General features: G+C 37.8%; 31 protein-coding genes and 1 riboswitch. Of the genes, 5 read left to right on the top strand and 26 right to left on the bottom strand.

The genetic code is table 11. The annotated features are described in order from the left end of the window. Positions 1-17: 17 nt before the first annotated feature. From queE to J2R98_RS00260, 16 genes are all read right to left on the bottom strand, one after another. Positions 18-746 (bottom strand): 7-carboxy-7-deazaguanine synthase QueE, encoded by a 729-nt coding sequence (gene queE / locus J2R98_RS00335; protein WP_307064982.1) that lies wholly within the window; start codon positions 744-746, stop codon positions 18-20. Beyond that, a complete protein-coding gene (gene queD / locus J2R98_RS00330) occupies positions 739-1,215 on the bottom strand; it encodes a 6-carboxytetrahydropterin synthase QueD (RefSeq protein WP_307064981.1) in 477 nt (158 codons plus the stop codon). Before queD ends, queE begins: the two co-directional genes overlap by 8 nt. Beyond that, positions 1,215-1,892: a 7-cyano-7-deazaguanine synthase QueC gene (gene queC, locus J2R98_RS00325; RefSeq protein ID WP_307064979.1), complete on the bottom strand. Its 678-nt coding sequence runs from the start codon at positions 1,890-1,892 to the stop codon at positions 1,215-1,217. The genes queD and queC overlap by 1 nt, the downstream gene beginning before the upstream one ends. 72 nt (positions 1,893-1,964) lie before the next feature. After that, a riboswitch (PreQ1 riboswitch) is annotated at positions 1,965-2,010 on the bottom strand. Positions 2,011-2,094: 84 nt separating this feature from the next. Next, positions 2,095-2,679, bottom strand: a complete 585-nt coding sequence (locus J2R98_RS00320) for a GNAT family N-acetyltransferase (protein ID WP_307064977.1) — start codon at positions 2,677-2,679, stop codon at positions 2,095-2,097. An 11-nt stretch (positions 2,680-2,690) separates the two neighbouring features. Then, complete coding sequence (locus J2R98_RS00315) at positions 2,691-3,269, bottom strand: hypothetical protein (RefSeq protein WP_307064975.1); 579 nt, start codon at positions 3,267-3,269, stop codon at positions 2,691-2,693. 197 nt (positions 3,270-3,466) lie between these two features. Beyond that, entirely contained in the window at positions 3,467-3,982 is a 516-nt protein-coding gene (locus J2R98_RS00310; protein ID WP_307064973.1) for an NUDIX domain-containing protein, read from the bottom strand. A 5-nt stretch (positions 3,983-3,987) separates the two neighbouring features. Continuing rightward, positions 3,988-5,073: a nitric oxide synthase oxygenase gene (locus tag J2R98_RS00305; protein ID WP_307064971.1), complete on the bottom strand. Its 1,086-nt coding sequence runs from the start codon at positions 5,071-5,073 to the stop codon at positions 3,988-3,990. A 90-nt stretch (positions 5,074-5,163) separates the two neighbouring features. Continuing rightward, positions 5,164-5,553, bottom strand: a complete 390-nt coding sequence (locus J2R98_RS00300; RefSeq protein ID WP_307064969.1) for a VOC family protein — start codon at positions 5,551-5,553, stop codon at positions 5,164-5,166. Positions 5,554-5,679: 126 nt separating this feature from the next. Beyond that, a complete protein-coding gene (locus tag J2R98_RS00295) occupies positions 5,680-6,873 on the bottom strand; it encodes a Bcr/CflA family efflux MFS transporter (RefSeq protein WP_307064967.1) in 1,194 nt (397 codons plus the stop codon). A 125-nt stretch (positions 6,874-6,998) separates the two neighbouring features. Then, entirely contained in the window at positions 6,999-7,184 is a 186-nt protein-coding gene (locus J2R98_RS00290) for a hypothetical protein (protein WP_307064966.1), read from the bottom strand. 76 nt (positions 7,185-7,260) lie between these two features. Beyond that, complete coding sequence (locus tag J2R98_RS00285) at positions 7,261-7,788, bottom strand: hypothetical protein (RefSeq protein WP_307064964.1); 528 nt, start codon at positions 7,786-7,788, stop codon at positions 7,261-7,263. Positions 7,789-7,926: 138 nt separating this feature from the next. Next, positions 7,927-8,163 carry a hypothetical protein gene (locus J2R98_RS00280; protein ID WP_307064962.1) on the bottom strand — a complete coding sequence of 79 codons (237 nt, stop codon included), beginning with the start codon at positions 8,161-8,163 and terminating at the stop codon, positions 7,927-7,929. Positions 8,164-8,174: 11 nt separating this feature from the next. Further along, on the bottom strand, positions 8,175-8,384 hold the full coding sequence (locus tag J2R98_RS00275; RefSeq protein WP_307064960.1) for a hypothetical protein: 210 nt from the start codon (positions 8,382-8,384) through the stop codon (positions 8,175-8,177). Positions 8,385-8,449: 65 nt separating this feature from the next. After that, the gene (locus J2R98_RS00270) at positions 8,450-8,656 is read right to left on the bottom strand and encodes a hypothetical protein (protein WP_307064958.1); all 207 of its coding nucleotides are present in this window, start codon (positions 8,654-8,656) and stop codon (positions 8,450-8,452) included. Positions 8,657-8,664: 8 nt separating this feature from the next. Beyond that, positions 8,665-9,117, bottom strand: a complete 453-nt coding sequence (locus tag J2R98_RS00265; RefSeq protein WP_307064956.1) for an NUDIX hydrolase — start codon at positions 9,115-9,117, stop codon at positions 8,665-8,667. Between the two features lie 108 nt (positions 9,118-9,225). Beyond that, the gene (locus J2R98_RS00260; RefSeq protein WP_307064954.1) at positions 9,226-9,822 is read right to left on the bottom strand and encodes a hypothetical protein; all 597 of its coding nucleotides are present in this window, start codon (positions 9,820-9,822) and stop codon (positions 9,226-9,228) included. A 268-nt stretch (positions 9,823-10,090) separates the two neighbouring features. Here J2R98_RS00260 and J2R98_RS00255 point away from each other — a divergent pair, with 268 nt between their 5' ends. Both J2R98_RS00255 and J2R98_RS00250 read left to right on the top strand, forming a co-directional pair. Next, entirely contained in the window at positions 10,091-10,393 is a 303-nt protein-coding gene (locus J2R98_RS00255; protein WP_307064953.1) for a hypothetical protein, read from the top strand. 22 nt (positions 10,394-10,415) lie between these two features. Next, a complete protein-coding gene (locus J2R98_RS00250; protein WP_307064952.1) occupies positions 10,416-10,610 on the top strand; it encodes a hypothetical protein in 195 nt (64 codons plus the stop codon). Between the two features lie 12 nt (positions 10,611-10,622). Here the strand turns inward: J2R98_RS00250 and J2R98_RS00245 are convergent, their stop codons facing one another. Continuing rightward, positions 10,623-10,886, bottom strand: a complete 264-nt coding sequence (locus J2R98_RS00245) for a hypothetical protein (protein WP_307064949.1) — start codon at positions 10,884-10,886, stop codon at positions 10,623-10,625. 391 nt (positions 10,887-11,277) lie between these two features. Here J2R98_RS00245 and J2R98_RS00240 point away from each other — a divergent pair, with 391 nt between their 5' ends. Further along, positions 11,278-11,922, top strand: coding sequence for a BMQ_0737 family morphogenetic spore coat protein (locus tag J2R98_RS00240; protein WP_307064946.1), 645 nt, complete (start codon positions 11,278-11,280; stop codon positions 11,920-11,922). 49 nt (positions 11,923-11,971) lie between these two features. Here the strand turns inward: J2R98_RS00240 and J2R98_RS00235 are convergent, their stop codons facing one another. Continuing rightward, on the bottom strand, positions 11,972-12,694 hold the full coding sequence (locus J2R98_RS00235) for a sulfotransferase family 2 domain-containing protein (protein WP_307064944.1): 723 nt from the start codon (positions 12,692-12,694) through the stop codon (positions 11,972-11,974). A gap of 184 nt (positions 12,695-12,878) precedes the next feature. Here J2R98_RS00235 and cysC point away from each other — a divergent pair, with 184 nt between their 5' ends. Both cysC and sat read left to right on the top strand, forming a co-directional pair. After that, positions 12,879-13,481, top strand: a complete 603-nt coding sequence (gene cysC / locus J2R98_RS00230) for an adenylyl-sulfate kinase (protein ID WP_307064941.1) — start codon at positions 12,879-12,881, stop codon at positions 13,479-13,481. Beyond that, positions 13,478-14,608: a sulfate adenylyltransferase gene (gene sat / locus J2R98_RS00225; RefSeq protein WP_307064940.1), complete on the top strand. Its 1,131-nt coding sequence runs from the start codon at positions 13,478-13,480 to the stop codon at positions 14,606-14,608. The genes cysC and sat overlap by 4 nt, the downstream gene beginning before the upstream one ends. On the opposite strand, the gene pseI is transcribed toward sat, so the two are convergent. Genes pseI through J2R98_RS00185 form a run of 8 tightly spaced genes read right to left on the bottom strand, consistent with a single transcriptional unit; the run spans position 14,597 to position 22,531 of the window. After that, positions 14,597-15,649, bottom strand: coding sequence for a pseudaminic acid synthase (gene pseI / locus J2R98_RS00220; protein WP_307064938.1), 1,053 nt, complete (start codon positions 15,647-15,649; stop codon positions 14,597-14,599). The genes sat and pseI overlap by 12 nt on opposite strands. A gap of 3 nt (positions 15,650-15,652) precedes the next feature. Beyond that, positions 15,653-16,264: a UDP-4-amino-4,6-dideoxy-N-acetyl-beta-L-altrosamine N-acetyltransferase gene (gene pseH / locus J2R98_RS00215; protein ID WP_307064936.1), complete on the bottom strand. Its 612-nt coding sequence runs from the start codon at positions 16,262-16,264 to the stop codon at positions 15,653-15,655. Further along, positions 16,194-17,225, bottom strand: coding sequence for a UDP-2,4-diacetamido-2,4,6-trideoxy-beta-L-altropyranose hydrolase (gene pseG / locus J2R98_RS00210; RefSeq protein ID WP_307064935.1), 1,032 nt, complete (start codon positions 17,223-17,225; stop codon positions 16,194-16,196). The genes pseH and pseG overlap by 71 nt, the downstream gene beginning before the upstream one ends. A 5-nt stretch (positions 17,226-17,230) precedes the next feature. Then, on the bottom strand, positions 17,231-17,959 hold the full coding sequence (locus tag J2R98_RS00205; protein WP_307064931.1) for a cytidylyltransferase domain-containing protein: 729 nt from the start codon (positions 17,957-17,959) through the stop codon (positions 17,231-17,233). Beyond that, on the bottom strand, positions 17,956-19,158 hold the full coding sequence (gene pseC, locus J2R98_RS00200; protein WP_307064929.1) for a UDP-4-amino-4,6-dideoxy-N-acetyl-beta-L-altrosamine transaminase: 1,203 nt from the start codon (positions 19,156-19,158) through the stop codon (positions 17,956-17,958). The genes J2R98_RS00205 and pseC overlap by 4 nt, the downstream gene beginning before the upstream one ends. Beyond that, positions 19,158-20,114, bottom strand: coding sequence for a dTDP-glucose 4,6-dehydratase (locus J2R98_RS00195; RefSeq protein ID WP_307064928.1), 957 nt, complete (start codon positions 20,112-20,114; stop codon positions 19,158-19,160). The genes pseC and J2R98_RS00195 overlap by 1 nt, the downstream gene beginning before the upstream one ends. Before the next feature lie 4 nt (positions 20,115-20,118). Beyond that, a complete protein-coding gene (locus J2R98_RS00190; RefSeq protein ID WP_307064926.1) occupies positions 20,119-21,537 on the bottom strand; it encodes a hypothetical protein in 1,419 nt (472 codons plus the stop codon). Positions 21,538-21,544: 7 nt separating this feature from the next. Then, a complete protein-coding gene (locus J2R98_RS00185) occupies positions 21,545-22,531 on the bottom strand; it encodes an SDR family NAD(P)-dependent oxidoreductase (RefSeq protein ID WP_307064924.1) in 987 nt (328 codons plus the stop codon). Between the last annotated feature and the right edge of the window lie 55 nt (positions 22,532-22,586).

The following is a 22,586-nucleotide window of genomic DNA, read 5'->3' as shown; positions in this document are numbered from 1 at the left end:
ATCCATTCTCGTATAGCTTAAACACCTCGCTTATTCCCCCAAACTAGCGTATGAAGTTGAGGTAGTACGCGAACGTCATTCAGTTGTTCATCTTGCACCACTCGATCGATTAACTGTTCATATTGATCGAGCAGGTTACTTGTTAAGTTTTCAATATCTTCACCATGAACATCGTGGTTTCCAACTTGAAGATAAAGCGGAACTTGCGGGTAACGCTCTCCGATTCCTTTTGCATACTGGTAATCCGCTTCATCAAAAATCACCACTTTTAGACTCACATACTTTAATCGATTGCGCTCCGATAGTTGATGAATAATGTCATCTAATTTATCAAAGTCTGTTTTCATATTGGAACTTGGGGGCTTTGGGGAGATTGTTAAATCATCGATCTGAACAAACCAATCTTGCCAACGACTGCCTTGCGTTTCCAAAGCGACTTCAATTTCATTTTGTTTTAATAAGTTGATTAACCCATTTAAGTTTTTCAATAGTGCTGGATTACCACCTGAAATGGTTACATGGTTAAAGCGACGACCACCGATCTCTTGAAGTCTCTTCCATACATCATCTGCTGTCATTTGAACGATTTCATCTTTTGCGGATCCGTCCCAAGTGAATGCTGAATCACACCAAGAACAAGAGTAATCGCAACCTGCAGTACGGACAAACATCGTCTTTTTCCCGACGACCATGCCTTCACCTTGAATCGTTGGACCAAAGATTTCTAAAACGGGAATTTTACTCATCTTCCATCCACTCCCGTCTCGCTTCAGCATAACTTGTCGGTGTTTCAAATAGTCGGACGAACTCAACTCGTGCACCGTCATAACGATTTTCATCTTGTTGTAAAGCTTCATCCATCTTTTCATAAATCCAGACGACCATATTTTCTGCTGTTGTGTTCATTGGTGGAAGCATTTCATTTAAATAACGATGATCTAAATAGATTTCAATTAACTCTTTCCAAATCTTCTTAATGTCACCAAAGTCGATTAAAATACCGGTATCATCAACATAACCGCTAACGCCGAAGATGACTTTGTACGTATGACCGTGTAAGTTTTTACACTTACCTTCATAACAATGTAAATGGTGGGCTGCATCAAACGTGAATTCTTTGCTGACCATGACGCGTTTGTTATGATATTTTAATTGTTCTCGTTTAATGTCCTCATCTAACTTCTCTAATCGATCCACAATTTTAAAATCCCACATTATGAAACACCCTTTTCTGTTAAGTATGCTTCTAAGCCTTCACGTCTTAACTGGCATGCAGGACATTCACCACAACCATTGGCCATAATCCCGTTATAGCACGTTAATGTCTTTTCTCTAACAAAATCGAGTGCTCCTAATTCATCTGATAGCTGCCAAACTTCTTTTTTATCACGCCACATGAGAGGAGTATGAATAACGAATTGATCATCCATTGATAAATTTAAAGTGACGTTCAATGACTTAATAAACCCATCACGGCAATCAGGATAACCACTAAAATCTGTTTCTGATACGCCTGTTATAATATGTTTCGCGCCAATTTGTTTACCTAAAACGGCAGCGAATGATAAAAATAAATGGTTACGACCTTCTACGAATGTAGATGGTAATTCACCATCTTTCTCTTCAATCTCGATGTCATCACGTGTTAACGCATTAGCTGATAATTGGCTAATAAGTGACATATCGAGCACACGATTGTTCACACCTAATTCTTTTGCGATCTCTTGAGCGACTTCAATTTCAAGGTCATGACGTTGGTTGTAATCAAATGTTACGGTTTCAACTTCCTTAAAATTTTCTAGTGCCCAAAACAAACACGTTGTACTGTCTTGACCGCCGCTAAATACGACTAAAGCTTTTTCGTTTTTCATCTTCATCACCTGTTTTTTCATATTTAGCCAACAGATACATGTAAAAAAGTCATAAAAAAAGCCACACCCCTAAGGATATGGCTGGACAGTTAAGTATCCCTAGTTTTTTATAGAGGGTTTTGGCTAGAACCTCTCCCGATTATTTAATCGGATTTTGTTTATGTGATTTTCACAGATTTTATTATATCATAGATTATGAGGTTAATTGAATGACCATGTTTTACTATTTTGTTACAGCTTTGAATTTAAATTGGCTTTTAATTTGGTGATACTCTCGGTCTAAAATCCCCATTAAAACATCTGATGCATATTCACCATCAATTGGGACATTTTCCCGCTCCATCCCTTCTTGAACAAAGCCACACTTTTCATAGCAAGCAATGGCACGCTTATTAAAATCGAGCACCCGAAGACCGACACGGTGAAGTTCTAACTCTTCAAAAGCGTATTGTAAGACGAGTTGAGTAACCTCTGTACCTAAGCCTAATCCCCATACAGTAGGGTCAAAGATTCCAACTGAATAACTAGCACGATTGCTACGTTGATCTTGACGAAGCCGAGCATGGCCGATCCACCGTCCTTGATACTCAACACACCACTCTAGTGGATGTTGCTCAGTTTTCTCAATAAACGCTTTGGCATCTTCATAAGTAAACTCTGATAGATTATGAGTATCGCCACCGAACATTTTAACGACTTCAGGGTTACGTCCGAGCTGAAAGCGATCATCAATATCTTGCTTTTTAGGTAATCTTAAAGTCACACGTTCTCCCAAAATTAATGGTGCTTGATTAACTTTTTCCAGCATCATCACCTCATTTATTCAAATATAATCGGAACGGAACGCTCTTCGTTTGCTTTTAAGTCATGAATGTGAAGATAACCTTCACCTGAACTTGGTTGTTCTGTCATCGTCATGTTTAGTTCAATCCCCGTCCAATCAAAGTCACTTGATAAATCACCGAACCAGTCGTCATCGATCTCGACATGCTCGATCGTTTCACCTAAGTGATCAACGATTTCTAACTCCACTTGATTGACGGCGTCAACGTGGATCATCCCTTCAATCGAGATTCTATCAGTAATGACGGTGTTCTGTTGTGGTGAGTGGAGTTCGAAGTTTTCTGTTTGCGGGTTACTCGTTTGCTCAACTTCTTCCTCTACATGATCTTGTTCACTTTCTTCTGTTTGTTGTTGTTCTTCAGACGACTTTTGTCTTTCCTGTTGCAGTTCACGAGTCTTTTCTTCTAACTCTAACTGCAAGGCTTGAATTTGTTCTTGCTGACTTTCAATTGTTGATGACATTTCTTGAACTTGTTCTTCAGAAACTCCTTCTGGCTCCGACTGACAAGCTATTAAAACAATACTTAGACTGATACATATGATGATTAACCGCATTGTTATTCCCCTTTATGTTCATCTTACAACTTGGCGTAGTAATGTTTCTGTTAAGTGATTGCTTATTAGTTGGATATCTAGTCTGATTATTACCGAATAAGATGGAGTTATTACCGAATAGAGACGATTATTACCGAATAGCACGGAGTTAATACCGAATAACAGCAGTTAATTACCGAATAGAAAGCCTTAACATGTTATTTAGCTGAAAGCCGCTCCCAATCTTGTAAAACACTCCATGACATTTGAGGCTGACCTTCATTAGAAAACATTGCGCCAACATAGACCTCATCGTCATATTGACCTTTTTCCTCATAATGCCTCGCCAACTCACGAATGGCTTCTGTAACATTTTCATCTTTCAGGCGATCACTTGGAATCCAATTCAACTCACCTTCATCACTTTCGACCACGTCCACATTGGGTTGAAGCTTACCGAAGAAAATAAACTGTATATAAATGTAATCACCTTTCATGCGGTGGACGACATATTTAAGTGTTAAGTTGCTAACTTGGTGTTGCTCAAGACCTGTCTCTTCTTTAATTTCTCGGATGCATGCTGATTCGGGGTCATTCATCTCGCCGATTTCCATATGTCCTCCGATCGGCACGCGCTTACCAGCCAAAAATTTAGCATCAGCCTTTTTCTGTAATAAAAGAACTTCTTCACTTTCATTAAACAAAAACGCTGCGGCAAATTGCTTTAACTTCACTTCAATCATCCTTCTTTAAACGGCTTGCCTTGGTAAAAGTAATTCGGCTTAACAATCTCATTACTATAAGGCTTATGAAAAATATGTGTTGTCGCAGGTGAGACTGGGGGGATAAGCCACGTCCATTTACCAGTTACATCACGGTTTTCGGTCGCTTCTTTTTCTTCAAACTTTTTAAACTGTTGAGCAGCTGTATGGTGATCCACTATGCTGACACCAGCTTCTTTAAAAGAGTGCAAAACTGCTGTATTTAATTCGAGTAACGCACGATCTTTCCAAAGTGTCGATTGCCGTTTAACATTTAACCCCATATATTCAGCAATCATCGGTAACATATTGTAACGATATTCATCAGCGAAGTTGCGTGCGCCAATCTCAGTTCCCATATACCAACCATTAAACGGGGCAGCTGGATAAGTGATCCCACCAACATCTAATGACATGTCTGAAATGATTGGAACAGCATACCATTGTAGATTAAGGTCAGAAAACCAGTCATATTCAGGGTGATGAATCGGCACTTCTATTAAAACATCTTCAGGAATTTCAAACCATCTTGGTTCGTTGTCGTTAATTTGAATGACGAGTGGTAAAATATCAAAATGGCCATACTTCGGCTCCCAACCAAGTTCAATACACTTATTCGTAAACTCGATTGAGTCAGAATCACCAATAACACCTTGCTCTGTTACATAACCAGCGTAGCGAATGAGTTGGTGATTCCACACCCGAACCTTTTCACCTTGTTTCAATTGTGGGAAGACAGAGATCGTCGAACGAATACGACCACCATTTGTCGCAAAATCTATATGTTCAACTAAGGCTTGAAAAATGGCTTCTTCTGTCTTTAAATGCCTTTTGTCGATCACGTGAAGCTGGTCCCAAAACAGTCTGCCAATACAACGGTTGCTGTTTCGCCATGCAACTTTAGCTCCGTATTCCAGTTCTTCAAATGTCTGTTCATAAAAACCTTTGTCAACAATTTCTTGATCAACTTCTTCGATCCGATGTAACGCTTCTTCTTCAGTTTTTCCAAGCTCGTAATAAGTATTGATCATAAACTCGCGCGCTTCTTGACGTATTTGTTCCATAACGACCACCCCCTATGGATGCTTATTATATTCATATTATCATAAGGAGGATTCAAAAAAGCTAAGCAATTGTGAGGAATCTAAAACAGATTAATGATTACCTTTGAAAGACCCACTACTTTGATTAATTTCACCTAATTCAATGCGATTACCATCAGGGTCGTTTAGTACAGCAATTGTTCCCCAGTCAAACGTTTTAAACTTTTCGATAAACTGTACACCACGTTCTTCTAATTCCTTAACAGATTCAGATAATGATACAACATCAAACCGAAGTACAGTGGGGTTTTGATGTCGCGACTTCTCCTCATGAAATCCGGATCCACCTTGTTCAACCATCAAATAACCATGTGGCAATTCAAAAGAAACAAGTGTGTCATTCACATTTCTTACTTCTAATTGAAGAAAATCTCGATAAAAAGCAAGACACTCATCATATCTTTCAACAAATAAAAGTAATCCAAATTCACGAAAGTTCATTTATTTGTATCCTCCTTGCTATACTTCAAATTGATTTGTATAACTAAATTAAAGTCTCCGAACCCTATATAGTTCAAATAAACTAGATAACGAAAACGATCATTAACTTGTTCTAGAGTTCATGCACTACTCCTCTTTCGTCAAACCGAAAAATGCCACAAAACCTAGTACGGACGTTACAAACATCACTGTTCCCATCGGTACAGCAGTCGTTTCATCTAAGCCGACAAGTGGGGAAACAGCTGCACCTAATAATAATGGTAATGTACCTAATAAAGCACTGGCACTCCCTGCTCGGTTAGCTTGATGTTGCATAGCTAATGTAAACGTACTCGTCAGCACCATCCCCATCGCGGTCATGTAGATAAAGATTGGAATGACTAACGATATGAGTGGCCCTTCAATGATCGTCATGACAATTAAAAAGGACGTCATTGTCACTACTGTAATGACTGCTGTTTTAAGTAACGTACGTTCATGAAACACACCCGCTAAACGACCAATAAGAAAACTTCCGATAATAATGCCAAGTCCATTTATACCAAACAACACACTAAAGACTTGTGGTGATACACCGTAAATATCTTGATACACAAATGGCGTCCCGGCCACATAAGCAAAGCTTCCGCCATGAATTAATCCTAATGTTAAAGCATAACCGATAAACGTTTTGTCTTTAAATAAGCTTCCCATCGTTTTAACGGTACTACCAATTGAACTCGGAATACGTCTGTCTTCCTCTAACGTCTCAGGTAACTTCCAAGCTGTAATGATAACAATTATAATTCCTAACAAACCTAAGAAGTAAAAGATCGTGTGCCAAGTAGCAAACGGAAAGGCTAAAATCACTCCACCAGCCATTGGTGCGAGCATTGGAGCCGTTGAGTTAATAACCATTAATAATGCGAAAAACTTCGTTAACTCCTTACCAGAAAAAACATCACGTACAACAGCTCGAGATAAGACAATACCAGCAGCTGCTGTAAAGCCTTGTAAGAAACGAGCAATAATTAACGTTGTAATATTAGGCGCGATCGCACATAAAAAAGAGGCTAACGCAAATAAAAATATACTAATTAATAATGGTTTCTTTCTACCACGTGCATCACTAATAGGACCAACGACAACTTGTCCTAAAGCAAGGCCGATCAAACACGTTGTCAGTGTTAATTGAACGAGCGAAGCGCTAGCCTCTAAATCATTTGAGATACCTGGAAATCCCGGTAAATACATATCAATATTAAGCGGGCCTAATACAGCTAACATACCAAGTAGTAATGCTAGACCAATTCGCTCTTTTCCTTTTGGGTTATGTAACATAGATGCATACACCTTTCTAACTCTAGTTGTCTATTATTCAAATTTTTACTAGTCTATCATAGCACAACAAAATAAAAAAAAGGCTGATCTAACAATCAACCTCCAACTTTAAAACATATACCTTATTAGTTTTTCTTCATGACAAACTTCCGGATGAACGCTCCTATGAAAATGCCGGCTAAAGCTACAATCATAAGTTGACCAAAAAAGCCGAGGTCCGCTTCATCACTACGCCATAAGTCATAAATAAAATATATAATGAATAAGCCTAAAATAATCGGTAACCAAACGAACAAAAATTTCCTCCACATATGTATTGGGCCTCCTCCGTCTACAACTTTAACTAGATTTCATTTTATCATATAAATAAAAAATAAAGCAGAAGGATTATTCGTAAGTTCCTTCTGCTTCTGGTAAAGCTCGGTATGATTCATGTGACATAATAACATCTTCGTGCAAGTAATTCGTAAAATCGATTAAATCCATTAATTCGTCTGTCAAACAATTGTTCGTCGTCCAACTGACTGAATGTTCATCCCCGTTCGCTTTAATGTTGAGATTATGTGTTGTGTAAGGATTACTACTACATTGCGTACCATCAACCGCTTCTCTAGTCAGTTCATCTGGTGCTTCTAATATATTTGATTCCCGCACCTTCTTATAAATGTCTTTCTTATCTTGATCGTTAATGACTAAAACGGTTGAGATTTCACCGTCGTCAACTAAATCCTTCGTATAAAGATCATCAAATGTATTTAATTCATGCCTTTCTTCAAAACCATATTGATAAACAAAATCAAAGTCATCAGGCATTTGAGCTGGAAGAACTGCACCCTCTCCCCCTCCACCATCAGCCCCCGACGAACAACCAACTGAAATTAAACAAATCAACAATAATAAAATAGTTCGCTTCATAGCACGCCGCCTTTGTTTGTTACATTATAACTATAGAAATATAAGCCTCTTTACCTACTTCAACATAATTAAACAAATTTCCTTCTAAATTAGAATAAAATGTATATTTTTTCTATTTATTAAAAAATGAGCCTATTTCTAGGCCCATTTTTCATAGTTACATTGGTATTCTTCATAACGAATTTCTTTAATAAAGGTCGATTGTTTATCGTTAATTTTAAACACACGTACTACAGGTGCAACGTCAGCTTTTGCGATCGTTTTTAGCTGAGAGTTTAGCTCAATCGATTCATCAAGAATATAATCATTCATTTCTTCCCAAACGTTTTCTACCGGACACTCATCGTATGTCATTGCCATTAAGTACTCTGACAAAATAACTCTCCTTACGTATTCGTTCTTTTTCTAATTAAATCTACTATGTAAAGGATACTACCAATGAATCCAACTCCCCAGAAAAACAAGCTAGCAAGCTGATACTCATGTAACCATAGGGTATAGTACAATTCTAATATGACAAAACCGGCAACACCAACAATTAATAATGCCAGTCCGACAACACCGTATTTTTTCTCTGGTTTTAAAAAGTCAAACATATCATAGATGCTCCTTACGTTAGTCTACAAAAAGCGTACCACAACATATGACATGACACTAGCCTTCACCCGTTGTTACGTTCTTTTTCTAATTGATCGACGCGTTCTTTTAACCCTTTAACTTCATTATTCCGTTTAAAGAAAACGACAGCTAGTCCGATTAATGCAGATAGAGAAGCGACTAGAAATACAAACATGATGAGCTGAATAACCATGTCAGCCGTTGAAAAACCTACTGTTACTGTTGCTAGTTGATTAATGAATAAGTTCATACGTCAACTCACTTTTTTGTTAAATAGTCTTCGATCATCATTCGATGGCTACCAACCATATGGTCTGGCAATTGTTCTGGCGAAAAGAAACTAAATTGAATGGATTCTTCTAGATCTGCTTTAATTTCACCAGTAAAATCATTGGCGTAATAAGAGATGGTTACAACATAAAATTCATCACCATTCTCTGCTTTAATATACTGATCAGGACCCGAATAAACATTAATCAAGTTTAGTTTACCAACTTCTAAGTTTGTTTCTTCTTTTAATTCTCTTCTTGCAACATCTTCAGTCGATTCACCTAACTCCATTAGCCCACCCGGAAGCCCCCATGCACCATGTGGAAATTTTCTTTGTTGAAGCAATAACTTTCCTTCATTATTTTCAAGTAAAATTACAGCACCAACAAATATTAATGGTCGATGCCCTACTAGTTCTCTTAGTTCTTTTATGTATCCCAATCACAAACGCCTCTTTTATTAAATTAATTATAAGAATATTTTACCAGAAATAGATACTCCCGCAAACTAAAAAACTTCCACCAATTCATAGTGGAAGTTCTCATCAAACTATTCAAATTCAATTAAATTTTCTTCTGAAAAATCGTCTTGGTCAACAAATGGATCTCCAAATGCTAACATACCATAGTTCGTCACAAAGCCAACACTTCCAACCGCATAAACTTTTCCAGTTTCAGGGCTCCAATATGTATTAAATGACAGCATGTCCAACTCACCTTCAGCCGTCGTGAACTCACCATCAATACTCATGCCACGAATAGGTCCTTCTTCACCTTCTATTTGATAAACTTGGACATCGTCGAAATCTGTTTCAAATATAAAGTCGTTCGTTTGAAAATAAGCATGTCCTTCGCCTATTAATATATGTGGATTTCCTTCTTCGCGTCGAACTTCTGTTAATACGACTTCTATAGCACCATACTGATCTGAAAAATCATAATCAACCTTTTCTTCTAAAGCTTGTCTATACATAACGTCTTCCTCAGAGAACTGTTGCATCAGCTCTTCATTTAGTTCAGCATAAAATGCCCAACCAGTTTCATCTACGTACATAGACTCATCTGTCATCCATGCGTTTACCGCCATGACACTGCCACCTATTAATAGAAATGCTGTTACTATGATGATTAACGACCTTTTAACCATAGTTCATAACTCCTTCATCAATCTATTGAACTAGTAATCTGAATGCAAATAAGCTTAAAATAAATGCAGCAGCTACTAAGGCAATGACGAGTACTTTATACTCTCGCTTCACTGTCCCACCTCATTTGAATTTCAATTAAGTTATTATAACTATACCATTATCATTTAACCGAAATCAAAGGTAAGCCGAAATACCTGTGGAATAGTTTCGGAAAAGTTGTTATAATATCAGAAAAGTGTGTCAAATATAAAAGGAAGGGGCTCATCAATGCCTGATGACTTTTGTGCGGAAATGTTATTAAATGGGCTGACACCAACTAAAATCGTATATGAAACAAACCATGTTTTAGCTTACTACAACCAACAACAACCAAGTATCCAGATCATCACTTTTGTTAAAACACCTTCAAGGTCACTTCACAACTCACCTCTTATGTCAGAAATACTTGGTGTTATTAAAATTATTACCTCTAAAGTTATACGTGAACACGGAAATTGCCGTGTTACGACTCACCTAACTCATTCACATAATACAAAACATCTTTACTGGCTCATTACAAGCAAACATTAAACAGTTGATAGGAGTGATCGAAATGAACAAACAAACAGTTGTGTTTTACTTACTTTCTATCGCTATTTTCTTCATTCTTTTTAAAGCTTATGAGTACATTTTTAATACTTTTTTTATTTGGAATGCTCTCTCAAGCTTAACGTCTATTCTAATTATAATCGTTGTCTTTATTCCCACTTCGATGATTTTAGCTTTAAAACTGACTGACAACCTATAATAAATTACTTGTTCACAAAAGATTCTTTCGACCTACCATTAACTTAGTCACATAAACCCCAACGCTCGGTATCATTAAATAAAATCCAAGCTGAAATAGCATAAGTGATGCCACTAATAAACCAATGGATGTTAGAATCATACCAGTCGCCAAAACGAGCGTAACAATCGTGTTCATTGGGCGTAATAAGCTTGGCTTTCTTCTCATAATTGAATGAAGTAATAAACCAATCCCAATCCCTACTAAAAAGAGTAAAACATAGAGCATCCAATCCATATTAAACACACCTTTCTTCGTCGTCCGTAACAACTCTTACAATAGAATCTTCGCCTATTTCACCATATTAAACTGTTTGTTCCTCACCATTTTCACAGCCAACCATAAGTATAATTAAGGTTATGAACGAATACTTTACCATCATTTACCTCCACCCATCTATTATCTTATTGTAACAAACCTAAAAGCTTATTATGTATAGACATCCTTTAACTTAAAGGTGTCTTCTTTCATGTTAATTCCATACTAAACTGTGCTATTAACTCTATTAATTTCTTGATAGTGTTATCACCCATTTATTAAAAAATGAGCGTTAGCATTAGTCACAACTTACTCTAAAACATATGCTACGTATGAAAGGTAATTTAATAATTTCGGAGGTGTCCTATCAATGCATGAAAAAGGTTTAACTGGAGGCCAAGAGCTTCTATGTATTAATACTGAAAAAGTTTACGACTGGATCATTAATGAAGCAACTTTTGATCTAAACGTTGTAGACGAAGATTTACCGAACGACTTAGACTGTGACGACATCGATTTAGATGACGTAACTTGTACTGTTGAACCAGCAGAAGAAGATCCAATTGAGATTATCAACCGTGAGGATCGTACTTTTGTCATCGACGGTGCTGAGATCGAACTACAAGTTGTTACAATCCGTAAAAACTTCGTCGTTACAATCAACTTACCAACAGACAACGGTGATGAAGAAGTAGACCTTGAGTTCTCTCGTAGTGAACAAGTCGTACTTTGTGCACCAGAAGGTACAGAGATTGATGTAACGTACACGGAACTTGATTGCTTCGTCGTTTCATTTGACTGTGAACCTGGTGACACAGAATTAGACGATACATTTGACGCTGTCATTTCAGTTCGTCTATGCCAAAGCATTCAAGCTGTATACCCAGTAACACTTGAGCTAGTAGCTGACTTCTGTGAACCAAGAGACCAGTTACCAGTACAGCCTTGTCCGCTACCTACTCGTCCTGAACAATGCCCAGTATTATTCCCTACAGCAAATAATAATAATGGCTAAAAAGTTTAAAAACACCTCAAAGTAATAATACTTTTGAGGTGTTTTTCTATTAAGCCATATGTTGTTGTAACCAATGATCAAGCTCATACCGTTCTTGTTCTTTTAACTGATTAAGTTGTTTTTCTAGTGCTATTTTGGCATCGTTATATATTACAAGATCATGTTGATTACAAGTCTCAATAGCTTGAATAATATTAGGATCTATTTCTGTTAGTTTTGGCCTTCCTTTAGTGACATTCTTTTGCTTAATACTCGTTAGATCCCATCCATACGTTTTTTGCATCACATAAAGCGATTCAAGATACAAATCCAAAGTACCGACAAAAGCAAAATGTCTTCTTATGTTACGTTGTGCTCGCTTTACTGCACCTGGGTCTCCGCCTGCTAAGTAACGGGTCGATAAGTTAACAGTGCGATAACGGATATTACGAATATCTGACTTGCTTTTATACCGCTTATTTTCCACCTTATTATCTTGCATCTTTTCAATAAAATCTTCTAAAGTCATACTGTTTACTATTTTATTTAAAGGATCTCTTTTATATTGTTTAATGTAATAATAGGTTGATATTACTCGATCAACAGGATGGCGTAGCATCGTTAAATAATTAGCTCGTTTATTTAACTTTTTAAAATACCTATTGTGCCAAATGTGTATAAGCTCATTTTGCTGTTCAAACAAACTCCACATCGTCTTGCCACCTGTCTTCGGAATGTGAATATAAATAACCGGATCCTTCTCATTTACCGGTATTTGATCAAACTGTATCATGTCCATTCCCCTCTCTTTAAACGTTCCTAATTTAATATAGTCATTCCAATTGAAATGGTATAGACAAAAGTAAGACTGTAGTAAAAAAAGGCATACCATCTAGATGCTCTTCGTGTAACAACCTACAACAAAACTATTAACGTACATATGATAATAGTATCGATGAAAAGCGAGGGGAATCGAAATGAACAACAACCTTAATTGGCAACAACATGCTATTAAACCTATTGACCGTGAACGTTTGATGAGACATAAAAGTTTAGTAATTTGGTTAACTGGTTTATCCGCATCAGGTAAATCTACAATTAGTAATTTTGTAGAAAAACAACTATATCAAAAAGGAATTCACTCTTATTTACTTGACGGGGATGATATTAGACAGGGACTCAACAAAGATCTTGGATTTTCAGAACATGACCGTACTGAAAACATTAGACGCATAGCCGAGGTTGCGCACACTATACGTCAATCTGGTCTAGTAACGATTGTTAGCACTATTTCTCCTTATAAAAGTAACCGCGAACTTGCTCGTGACATTATTTCTGAACAATACTTTCATGAGGTGTACGTCAGTTGCGCTCTAGAAGTTTGTGAACAAAGAGATCCTAAAGGGCTTTATCATAAGGCGCGTTCTGGGCAAATCCCTCAATTTACAGGTGTGGATCAACCTTATGAACCTCCTACTAACCCTAAATTAACTTTACCTACTGACAAACTAAACATTGAACAAGCAAGTCTTACATTAGTTCACTATATCGTTTCAAAAGTTAAGGAGGATCGAACATGACGATTTCACCACACGGCGGGACATTAATTCAACTAATAGAAGACAAGGCACATTATCAATTTGACTACTCACTTTCTGTAGATGAAACTGCAGCATCAGACTTAGAGTTAATTGCAACGGGTGCTTACAGTCCTTTAAAAGGTTTTATGACTCAAAAAGACTACAAGACAGTAGTTCATGAGATGCGTCTTGCGAGTGGACTCATTTGGTCAATTCCAATTACGTTACCTGTATCAAAACAAATGAGTGTTCCTATAAAAGTTGGTGATTTAATTGAGCTTATATTTAATAAACAACCAATCGGTACATTAAAAGTCACCGACAAATTTGAGCCAGACTTATACGAAGAAGCTAAGCTCGTATATCAAACGGTCGACCGCAAACATCCCGGTGTTAAGAAGTTGTTTACTCGCGGTGATGTCTATTTAGCAGGACCAATTACATTTTTTAAAAACCAAAAAAAGTCCCATCCATTTCAAAAGTATTATTTCACACCGAAAGAAACAAGGTCACTTTTTCTTCAAAACGGTTGGAAGACGATTGTCGGTTTCCAAACGCGCAATCCGGTTCATCGTGCTCACGAATATATTCAAAAGTGTGCCCTAGAAACTGTTGATGGTTTGTTTCTTCACCCTTTAGTAGGTAATACAAAACGGGATGATTTACCAGCCGATGTACGGATGAAAAGTTATGAGGTGTTGCTAGATTGTTACTATCCAAAAGATCGTGTAACTCTCGGTGTTTTCCCAGCATCGATGCGCTATGCTGGGCCTCGGGAAGCCATTTTTCATGCACTAATAAGACGTAATTATGGGTGTACACATTTTATCGTCGGTAGAGATCACGCTGGTGTCGGAAACTACTATGGAACTTATGATGCTCAAACTATTTTTTCACAGTTTGCTTTAGAGGAGATTGGCATTAAACCGTTATTTTTTGAGCATGCTTTTTATTGTCAATGTTGTAAGTCCATTGTTACGAAGAAAACTTGTCCTCATGATTCATCTAACCACCTTCATTTATCAGGCACTAAAGTAAGAGAAATGATAAAAAGCGGGGTTAAACCCCCGCCTGAATTTAGCCGACCAGAAGTCATTAAAACATTAATCAATGGTTTATCCGATTAAGTTCCAAGAAGTCGGTGTACCACATCTAACATCCTGATTAACTCGTTTACCAATTAATGTTTTGAAATACTTCGGTGGTAATCCGTAGCCTGGTCGAATGATGCGAATATTGTTTTGATTCAAAACTTCGCCTGCTTTTAAGTCTTTTGTAATATAGACTGAGCGGCGAAGTTGTTTTGAATTTTTCTCTTCACTTATTGGTCCATATTGGATCTTCCCAATCGATTGCCACGCTCGTTTTGTTTCTTCAACTAATGTTTTAAATTCGTTCGGTTCAAGTGAAAATTCAGCATCAACCCCACCGTCTGCCCGCGCTAATGTGAAATGCTTCTCTATAACAGTTGCACCTAATGCTACACTTGCAACAGGTACGCCGACTCCTAACGTATGGTCTGATAAGCCAACTTGGTAGCCGAATAACTGTTGCATGTGTGGAATAGTACTTAGGTTAGAGTTTTCAGGTGTTGCTGGATAAGTGCTCGTGCATTTTAATAAGATCAAGTTTTGGCAACCTGCTTCTTCAGCCGTTTTAACCGCTTCATCAATTTCTGAGGCAGTCGCCATCCCTGTTGAAATGATCATCGGTTTACCCGTCTCTGCGATTTTTCGGATCAATGGCAAATCCGTACATTCAAATGATGCTACTTTATAACATGGTGCACCTAGGGTTTCTAAAAAATCGACTGCTGAACTGTCAAAAGGAGAGCTAAAGGTGATTACACCATGTTCCTTACATTTGTTAAATATCGCCTCATGCCATTCCCATGGTGTATGCGCCTCTTCGTATAATTGATAAAGCGATCTGTCTTTCCAAATACTTTGTTCATCTTGAATGACAAAGTCTGATTGATCCACATTTAACGTCATCGTCTCGGCCGTATACGTCTGCAACTTAATGGCATCAACCCCTGATTCCGCTGCTTTTTCTACCATTAATAATGCCCTCTCTAATGACTGATTATGGTTACCAGAAAGCTCTGCAATAATAAACGGTCGGTGTTTCGGGCCGATTGGACGGTCATTAATATATATCGTTTCCATCTGTTACAACTCCTCTAATAATTGTAAGCGAACTTCTTGCCAATTTTCATAGAATAACGCCATTGGAGTTACGTCCATTGGTACACCATTTTTCATAATGTGCTTCTTAAATCGCCCTTCTTCTATAAACCCTAGCTTCTTGTGAAAATGAAAACTACGCACGTTTTCTTCAATGACTTCAGCACATACTTTTTTAATCTGATAATCTGTAAAAATATAATCGAGCGCCAAAAGTCCTAAAACAGTCCCTGTTCCTTTTGGTGCATCAGATTCTCCAACATAAAACCCCCAATGGCAACGTTTAAAGTCTTCATGTATATGAGTAAACTGTATGAGCCCAAGTGGTTGGTCTTCTTGAAATAATAGTTTGACAATCATTTGATTATTCGCCAAAATGTTTTGATACCACTGCTCGTGTTCGCTTTTAGTAATCATTCGATCAGTATACATCATGTTGCGAATATGCGATTGGTTACGCCACATGAGAACTTGATCTAAATGCTTTTCGCATAAATCTTTTAAATAAAATGTGTGTAAACCTATGCTAATCCCCTCCCAAGATCCATTTCGTAATGTCCTCGAGATGGTTCTTCTCTGGAAATAATGAAAAAGCACTTTCACTCATGCGTTGTAATGAACCAGTGTTTTGAATGAAATGTTCTATTGCTTGAGCGATTGCTGAAATGGTGACCGTCTCACTTGTACCTAAAGATTCGATGATTCCTAGTGATTCAGCACCTTGAATGACACCTGTTTGGTTACTGGCTGTTTCTATGACAATAGCAGGTAAACCGAGGAAGGCACGTTCATATGTCGATGTTCCCCCTGCGCCAATGGCAAAGTCGGCTGCTTGCATCAAATCAGCCATATAATGAATTGCAATATGGCATGTCGCATTCATATGCTGATCACACCATGCCTCAATTTGCTTTTGATGTGGATGATTGTGACCAATTACAACGTCGACATCGATCGATTGATTAACTTGATCTATCGCTTGTAATACTTTAAGCGTCTCTCCAGTCGGATCAGTTCCACCCATTGCTACTAATAGATGAGAGGCTTTTTTACGAACTTTTGATTGTTTCCTAGCTTGATAGAATTCAGGACGTAATATTAGAAATTTAGTCCCTAACAACTTAATCGCATTTTTAGGAATGAGTGACTCATATTCATAATGATGATTTGAGTCAACTTGATAATCTAGTAATAAATCACAGTCGTGTTCACGGTTTGCTAAATCGTCTATAACCATGATCTTCCTCGTGTATGGGCGTACCTCTCTTTCCCACTTCACATCAATGCTGTAATGATCAATAATAACCCAATCAACCGTTTTATTTCTTAACACGGCTTTAGTTGCTCTGGCATCTTCTAACCAGTGATACGTTGGCGTAAGTGATTCACAACGAAATCCACGCGCTCTAATCATTTCGATTAAATGACCTTTTAGCCGACTACAAATAAAAGTGATCGTTGCGCCTCTTTTTTGTAGTTGCTCTGCGAGTGTTATACAACGCATGACATGGCCAGAACCAATCTGTCTTGATGCATCAGTTCGAATGACAATGTTCATATTCATCAATCCTTTTTTTGTTCTATATGGTTATTAATTAAAGTCCATTCGGGGTGGTCGTTTAACAGTTTAAGAACATCCGTTAACGTGAAGTAGTCTTTTTCCGATGCAAGAGATTTTATAATCCTTTCGACTAACTGAAAATCTTCAACCGTATCAACTGTTAAACGAATGTGGCTATAATCTTGTTCACCTAACCAATGACCTATAGCAAAACCATTTTTGGGGTTAGTCATATATGGTGTGACATGCTCACGTTCTCGCTCAAATGTCGCCTTTTGTTCTGCCTCTTTTAGTAACTCATACGTAAAAACTTCAGTATCCATCCCCCGTGGAAAAGTTCTTTTAATCGTATTCGATACATAATCATACGCGCGATTCGTAAAAAAATGCCCAATAACCGAATCGACAACTGTCGAGTCGATTAATGGACAATCTGAGGTTAAACGAACGACGACATCAGCGTTGAACTTTCTCGCTGCTTCTTCATAACGGTTCAACACGTCAGTTTCTGAACCTCTGAAGTAAGCCAAACCATTTGATTGACAAAATTGTTCTATAAGATCATCTTGGCTTTCGATTGTTGTCGCAATAACGAGTTGGTCAATTAATTGTGTTCGTTTCAGCTGGTCGATTTGATAGGCTAGTAACGGTTTATTTAAAACAGGTTTTAACACTTTACCTGGTAGTCTTGTTGAACCCATACGCGCTTGTATGATCGCAACGATCTTCATGTCATATCACCCACTTCGTAATATTTCAGCACTTTTTCTACTGCTTGAATCACGTCAGAGACATCGTCATCTGTCATACTTGGAAAAAGTGGCAAAGTTATAAAAGATTGATAGAGTCGTTCAGCATTTGGACATATCCCTTTTCGGTAGCCTAACTGTTGATAGTACGGCTGCCAATAGACAGGGATATAATGGACGTTAACGCCGATGTTTTCTTTTTGTAACGCTTCAAAAATCGTCTTTCGATCCGTTGTTAACTGTGATTCGTTTAGTTGAATAACGTATAAATGCCAACTTGATTTCACATTAGGTGAGACAAAAGGGAGCGTTACGGTTGATAAAGATTCGAACGCTTTATTGTACCGTTCAGCAATCGTTTGACGGCGATCAATGAATTGATTAAGCCGTTTCAATTGGCTTAAACCTAGTGCTGCTTGCATATCTGTTAACCGATAATTATAGCCTAACTCATGCATTTCGTAATACCACGGGCCTTCATCTGTTAAAAGCTGCTTTCGATCACGTGTTACACCGTGTGTTCGGAAGCGAAGAAGCTTACGGTAAAGTTCAGCATCATTTGTTGTGATCACACCACCCTCACCTGTTGTCATTTGTTTCACTGGGTGGAAGCTGAACATCGTCAAGTCACTAATTGAACCAACTGACCTTCCTTTATATGAAGCTCCAATCGCATGAGCTGCATCTTCAATTAACGTTAAATCGTATTCGTAAGCTAGTTTTTGAAATGCTTCATAATTACATGGTTGACCGGCAAAATCGACAGCGATGATCGCTTTCGTTTGATCGGTAATTAACTTCTCCACTGATTGAGGGTCAAGATTAAACGTTTGAAGATCAACATCGGCAAACTTCACTTTTGCTCCTTGATATAAAGCAGCATTTGAACTTGCGACAAACGTTAGCGGTGATGTAATCACTTCATCCCCTTCTTCAATCCCCGCAGCAAAACACGCCGCATGTAAAGCGGCAGTTCCGTTCGAAAATGAAACAGCATATTGAGCACCGACATAGTTAGCAATCGCCTGTTCAAACTGATCGATCGCTGGACCTGTCGTTAAAAAATCACTCGTTAATACGTTTGTTACTGCTTCAATGTCCTTTTCATTAATCGACTGACGCCCATAAGGCAAATAACGATCTCTTACAGGCTTTCCACCGTGAATCGCTAAAGGCTTCATCACCCTTCACCTAATTCAGTTGTCGAACGAATCCAATCTTCTGTTCGTTTGATTCCTTCTTGTAATGATACTAAAGGCTCCCAACCGAGTAATAATTTAGCCAAATCGTAATTACACGTTAACTTTTGAATTTCACTTTGAGGATGAATGTGTTCGATGTGTTCAATCTGCGTTTCATCTTTGACGATAGTTGTAGCTAATTCGTTGATCGTGACGTCTTTACCAAGGCCAGCATTAATAATTTTGCCATCTACACGGTCTGAAAATCCTGAAGCGACGACAAACCTAGCGCAATCTTCTACATACAATAAATCACGCGTTTGCGTCCCATCGCCGTAAATTTGTAATGGCTTTCCCGCTAAATAATTGTGAATAAAGATCGCCACAACACCACCTTCTCCACCTGTTTTTTGAAAAGGTCCATACGTATTAAATGGTCTTAAGACGACGATTGGAAGACCGTAAGCATGGTAATAAGAGAGCACCATATTTTCAGCGGCAATTTTCGCACCTGCATAAGGTGAAGCTGGTTTAACAGGATCTGTTTCTTTTATTCCGTCTTCCGAATGAGCACGGTCATAGACCATACACGTACTCATAAACGCGACTTTCACACGGTCTTGCAAACAACGCTCTAAAATATGAAAAGTACCGACTGTATCATTCATAAACGTCGTCTTCGGGTCGTCGATACTATCTTGAACGTTTATACTAGCTGCTAAGTGATAACAAATATCGAATTGAATAGATGAAAACAAACGGTCTAGTTGCTGTTCGTCTTTAATATCACCTTGAATAAACCCCATAAATTGTGGGTTAGTTGTAAATTCCTCAATATTTATAAACCGTCCGTTTGATAGATCATCATAAACCCAAACACGATGACCTTCATCGAGTAACTGCTTAACCACCCATCTTCCGATAAACCCCGCTCCGCCTGTTACTAATAGATTCATAACTTTACCTCCCTTTTCCACTTGTTAGTCGTTCAATTAACTTTATTAACCGAACACCTGATGGTTTGTTTTGGTTCGGATATGCTAGTTTCAAAAACTCTACTTGTTTTTTATTAATTTTCCTCATCTTAATCGTTTTGTTGAGATATTGGTGTACAGCCCTTGCTAGCGTTTTAGGACTTGTATGAACTAAGTCACCGAGTTGGTCAAAATAACCTACATACCCTGGGAATGGTCTATTAAAAATAAACACTTGTTTGTTGGCTAACATCGATTCCAAAGCTACGGTTGATGAGTAGGCAACGACAGCATCAGCGTGGTTAATCACATCATATAGTGGGATATTTTTAGTTGATTTCAAGTTAGAAAATTCATGAAGTAAAGAATGTTTACCATTATTAGGGAAATCACGCAATATTAAGTTGTAACTTCCAAGCCGATTCAATCTTTTGATGAACTGACGCCACTCAAGAAGCTCCTTTTTCCCTCGCACAACGATGAGAACCGTTTTCTTCTTTGGACTTAGCTTTAATTTTCTATAAAAGTTCAGTTTTGACATTGCAGCACCATTTTTCAATAAATCAAATCGTGGATGCCCGACAATTTCTAAACCATCTGGATCTACTAAATGCGATTGAAACCACTGTTTTTCGAACTCACCGTACACAGCGTCAACTTGGGCAACCTTTGGAATATAGCCAAACTCACTAGAAATAATGCCATGTTGCATACAAATTGTAGGAATTCCATACTTTCTTGCGACGACGACTAACGTTCTCGATTGCGGATAATGAGTTGATCCCACGACTAAACAAGATGGTTTTACCTTTTGAAAGAAATCTTCGGCTTCATTGATCCGTTTAATAATAACTTCAAATTGCTCAAGTAGTCTCTGTTTAAACGCCGGATGGATTAGTGGGTGGTGTTGGTTTTTCTTCATAATCTTGCTTGCGCTTTTATTTACTATCAGAACCTCACCTTCTAAGTCCGGTTCATTCATATAATCTTGTAAATAATGAATTGGGATTGTTCTATCAGTAATAGTTGGCTTACGAGATGATTTTTCTAATAAAAGAATTGAGTTCATTCTATGAAACTGTTCATTGGGTAATCTCAGCAAGTGATATACATCATGATAAGCAACTGGACCTCTTACGTTAGAGTTCCGTTTTTTAATAGGATACTTCGTTAAAAATTCATTGAACTTATCTTGAATTTCCACTCCAGTTTGTCGTGTATGAATAAGATTATTCGTTAAACTAAAATTTCCTAGCCGATTAAACAAGGATTCGTTCTTTTTAATTAAACTTCTAAAATGACATAAGTAAGCTAAGTTATAGCCTTTATATTTAACACTTTGAAACATATCTAAAAAATCGGTGTAAAGGGTCCAATACTGTTGCTCATACAGTTGTTTGTCCATCTTCTTCTCACCCCTCTAACACTTGAGCTGATTGTAATAGTTTAACGATCTCTTCCTTTGTATTTGGTGTCGGTATATTTGATGAATATGTTCCAACCTCAGCATTGGGCCAATCTTGCATACGGTTGCTAATCATATACATATCGCCTAAATCGTAGGCTTTAAGCGACTCATCGTAAGTCATCAGTTCTTCATACCGTTTTTCACCTGGGCGTAAGCCGATTTCTTCGATTTTTATATTGTCTTGGTTAATTTTGTTTCGTTTACATGTTGAATCAATGACGACTTCAGCTAAGTCTTTTAACTGAATGACTGGCATTTTCAGTACGAAGATTTCGCCACCTATAGATCGATTCATCGCCTTCATCATGAGGGATACAGCTTGGTCCTTTGTCATCATAAACCGCGTCATTTTTAAGTCTGTTACGGTAATTGCTTGACGCTTTAAAATCTGTCTTTGGAACAATGGAATGACTGAGCCCCGAGAACCGATCACATTGCCGAATCGAACAGCTGAGACAACGAGATCATTTGAGTCTTTTTCAGTTGCTTGAATGATTCGTTCTGCCATTAGTTTCGTTGCGCCGTACGTATTAGTCGGTAAAACGGCTTTATCAGAACTTGAAAGCAATACTTTCTTTACTTGTTGTGCTTTAGCTGCTTGAATGACGTGATACGTTCCTTTTACATTCGTTTGTACCGCTTCATAAGGGTAACTCTCACAAGCCGGAACGTGTTTCATCGCTGCAAGGTGAAAGACGTAATCGATGCCTTCCATTGCACTGTACAAACTGGCATAATCCCTTACGTCTCCAATTACAAATTGAATGTTGTCGTATTTGCTTAAAGCATCTTGTTGCATATACTGTTTATACTCATCGCGACTGTATATTCGAATTAATTCTGTTTCTTCCCTTAATAGATTATGAACAAGGCACTGTCCAATGGCACCTGTTCCACCAGTAATTAATATTTTTTTGCCTGTATAAGACACATCGCTCCCTCTTTTCTACTAACAATCATTGACCGTTTGTTTAACAAAAGGCTCA

It is taken from the genome of Alkalibacillus filiformis, assembly GCF_030814115.1.
GTDB classification, from domain to species: Bacteria; Bacillota; Bacilli; order Bacillales; family Alkalibacillaceae; genus Alkalibacillus; species Alkalibacillus filiformis.
This window is presented reverse-complemented; position numbering and strand designations above follow the sequence as displayed.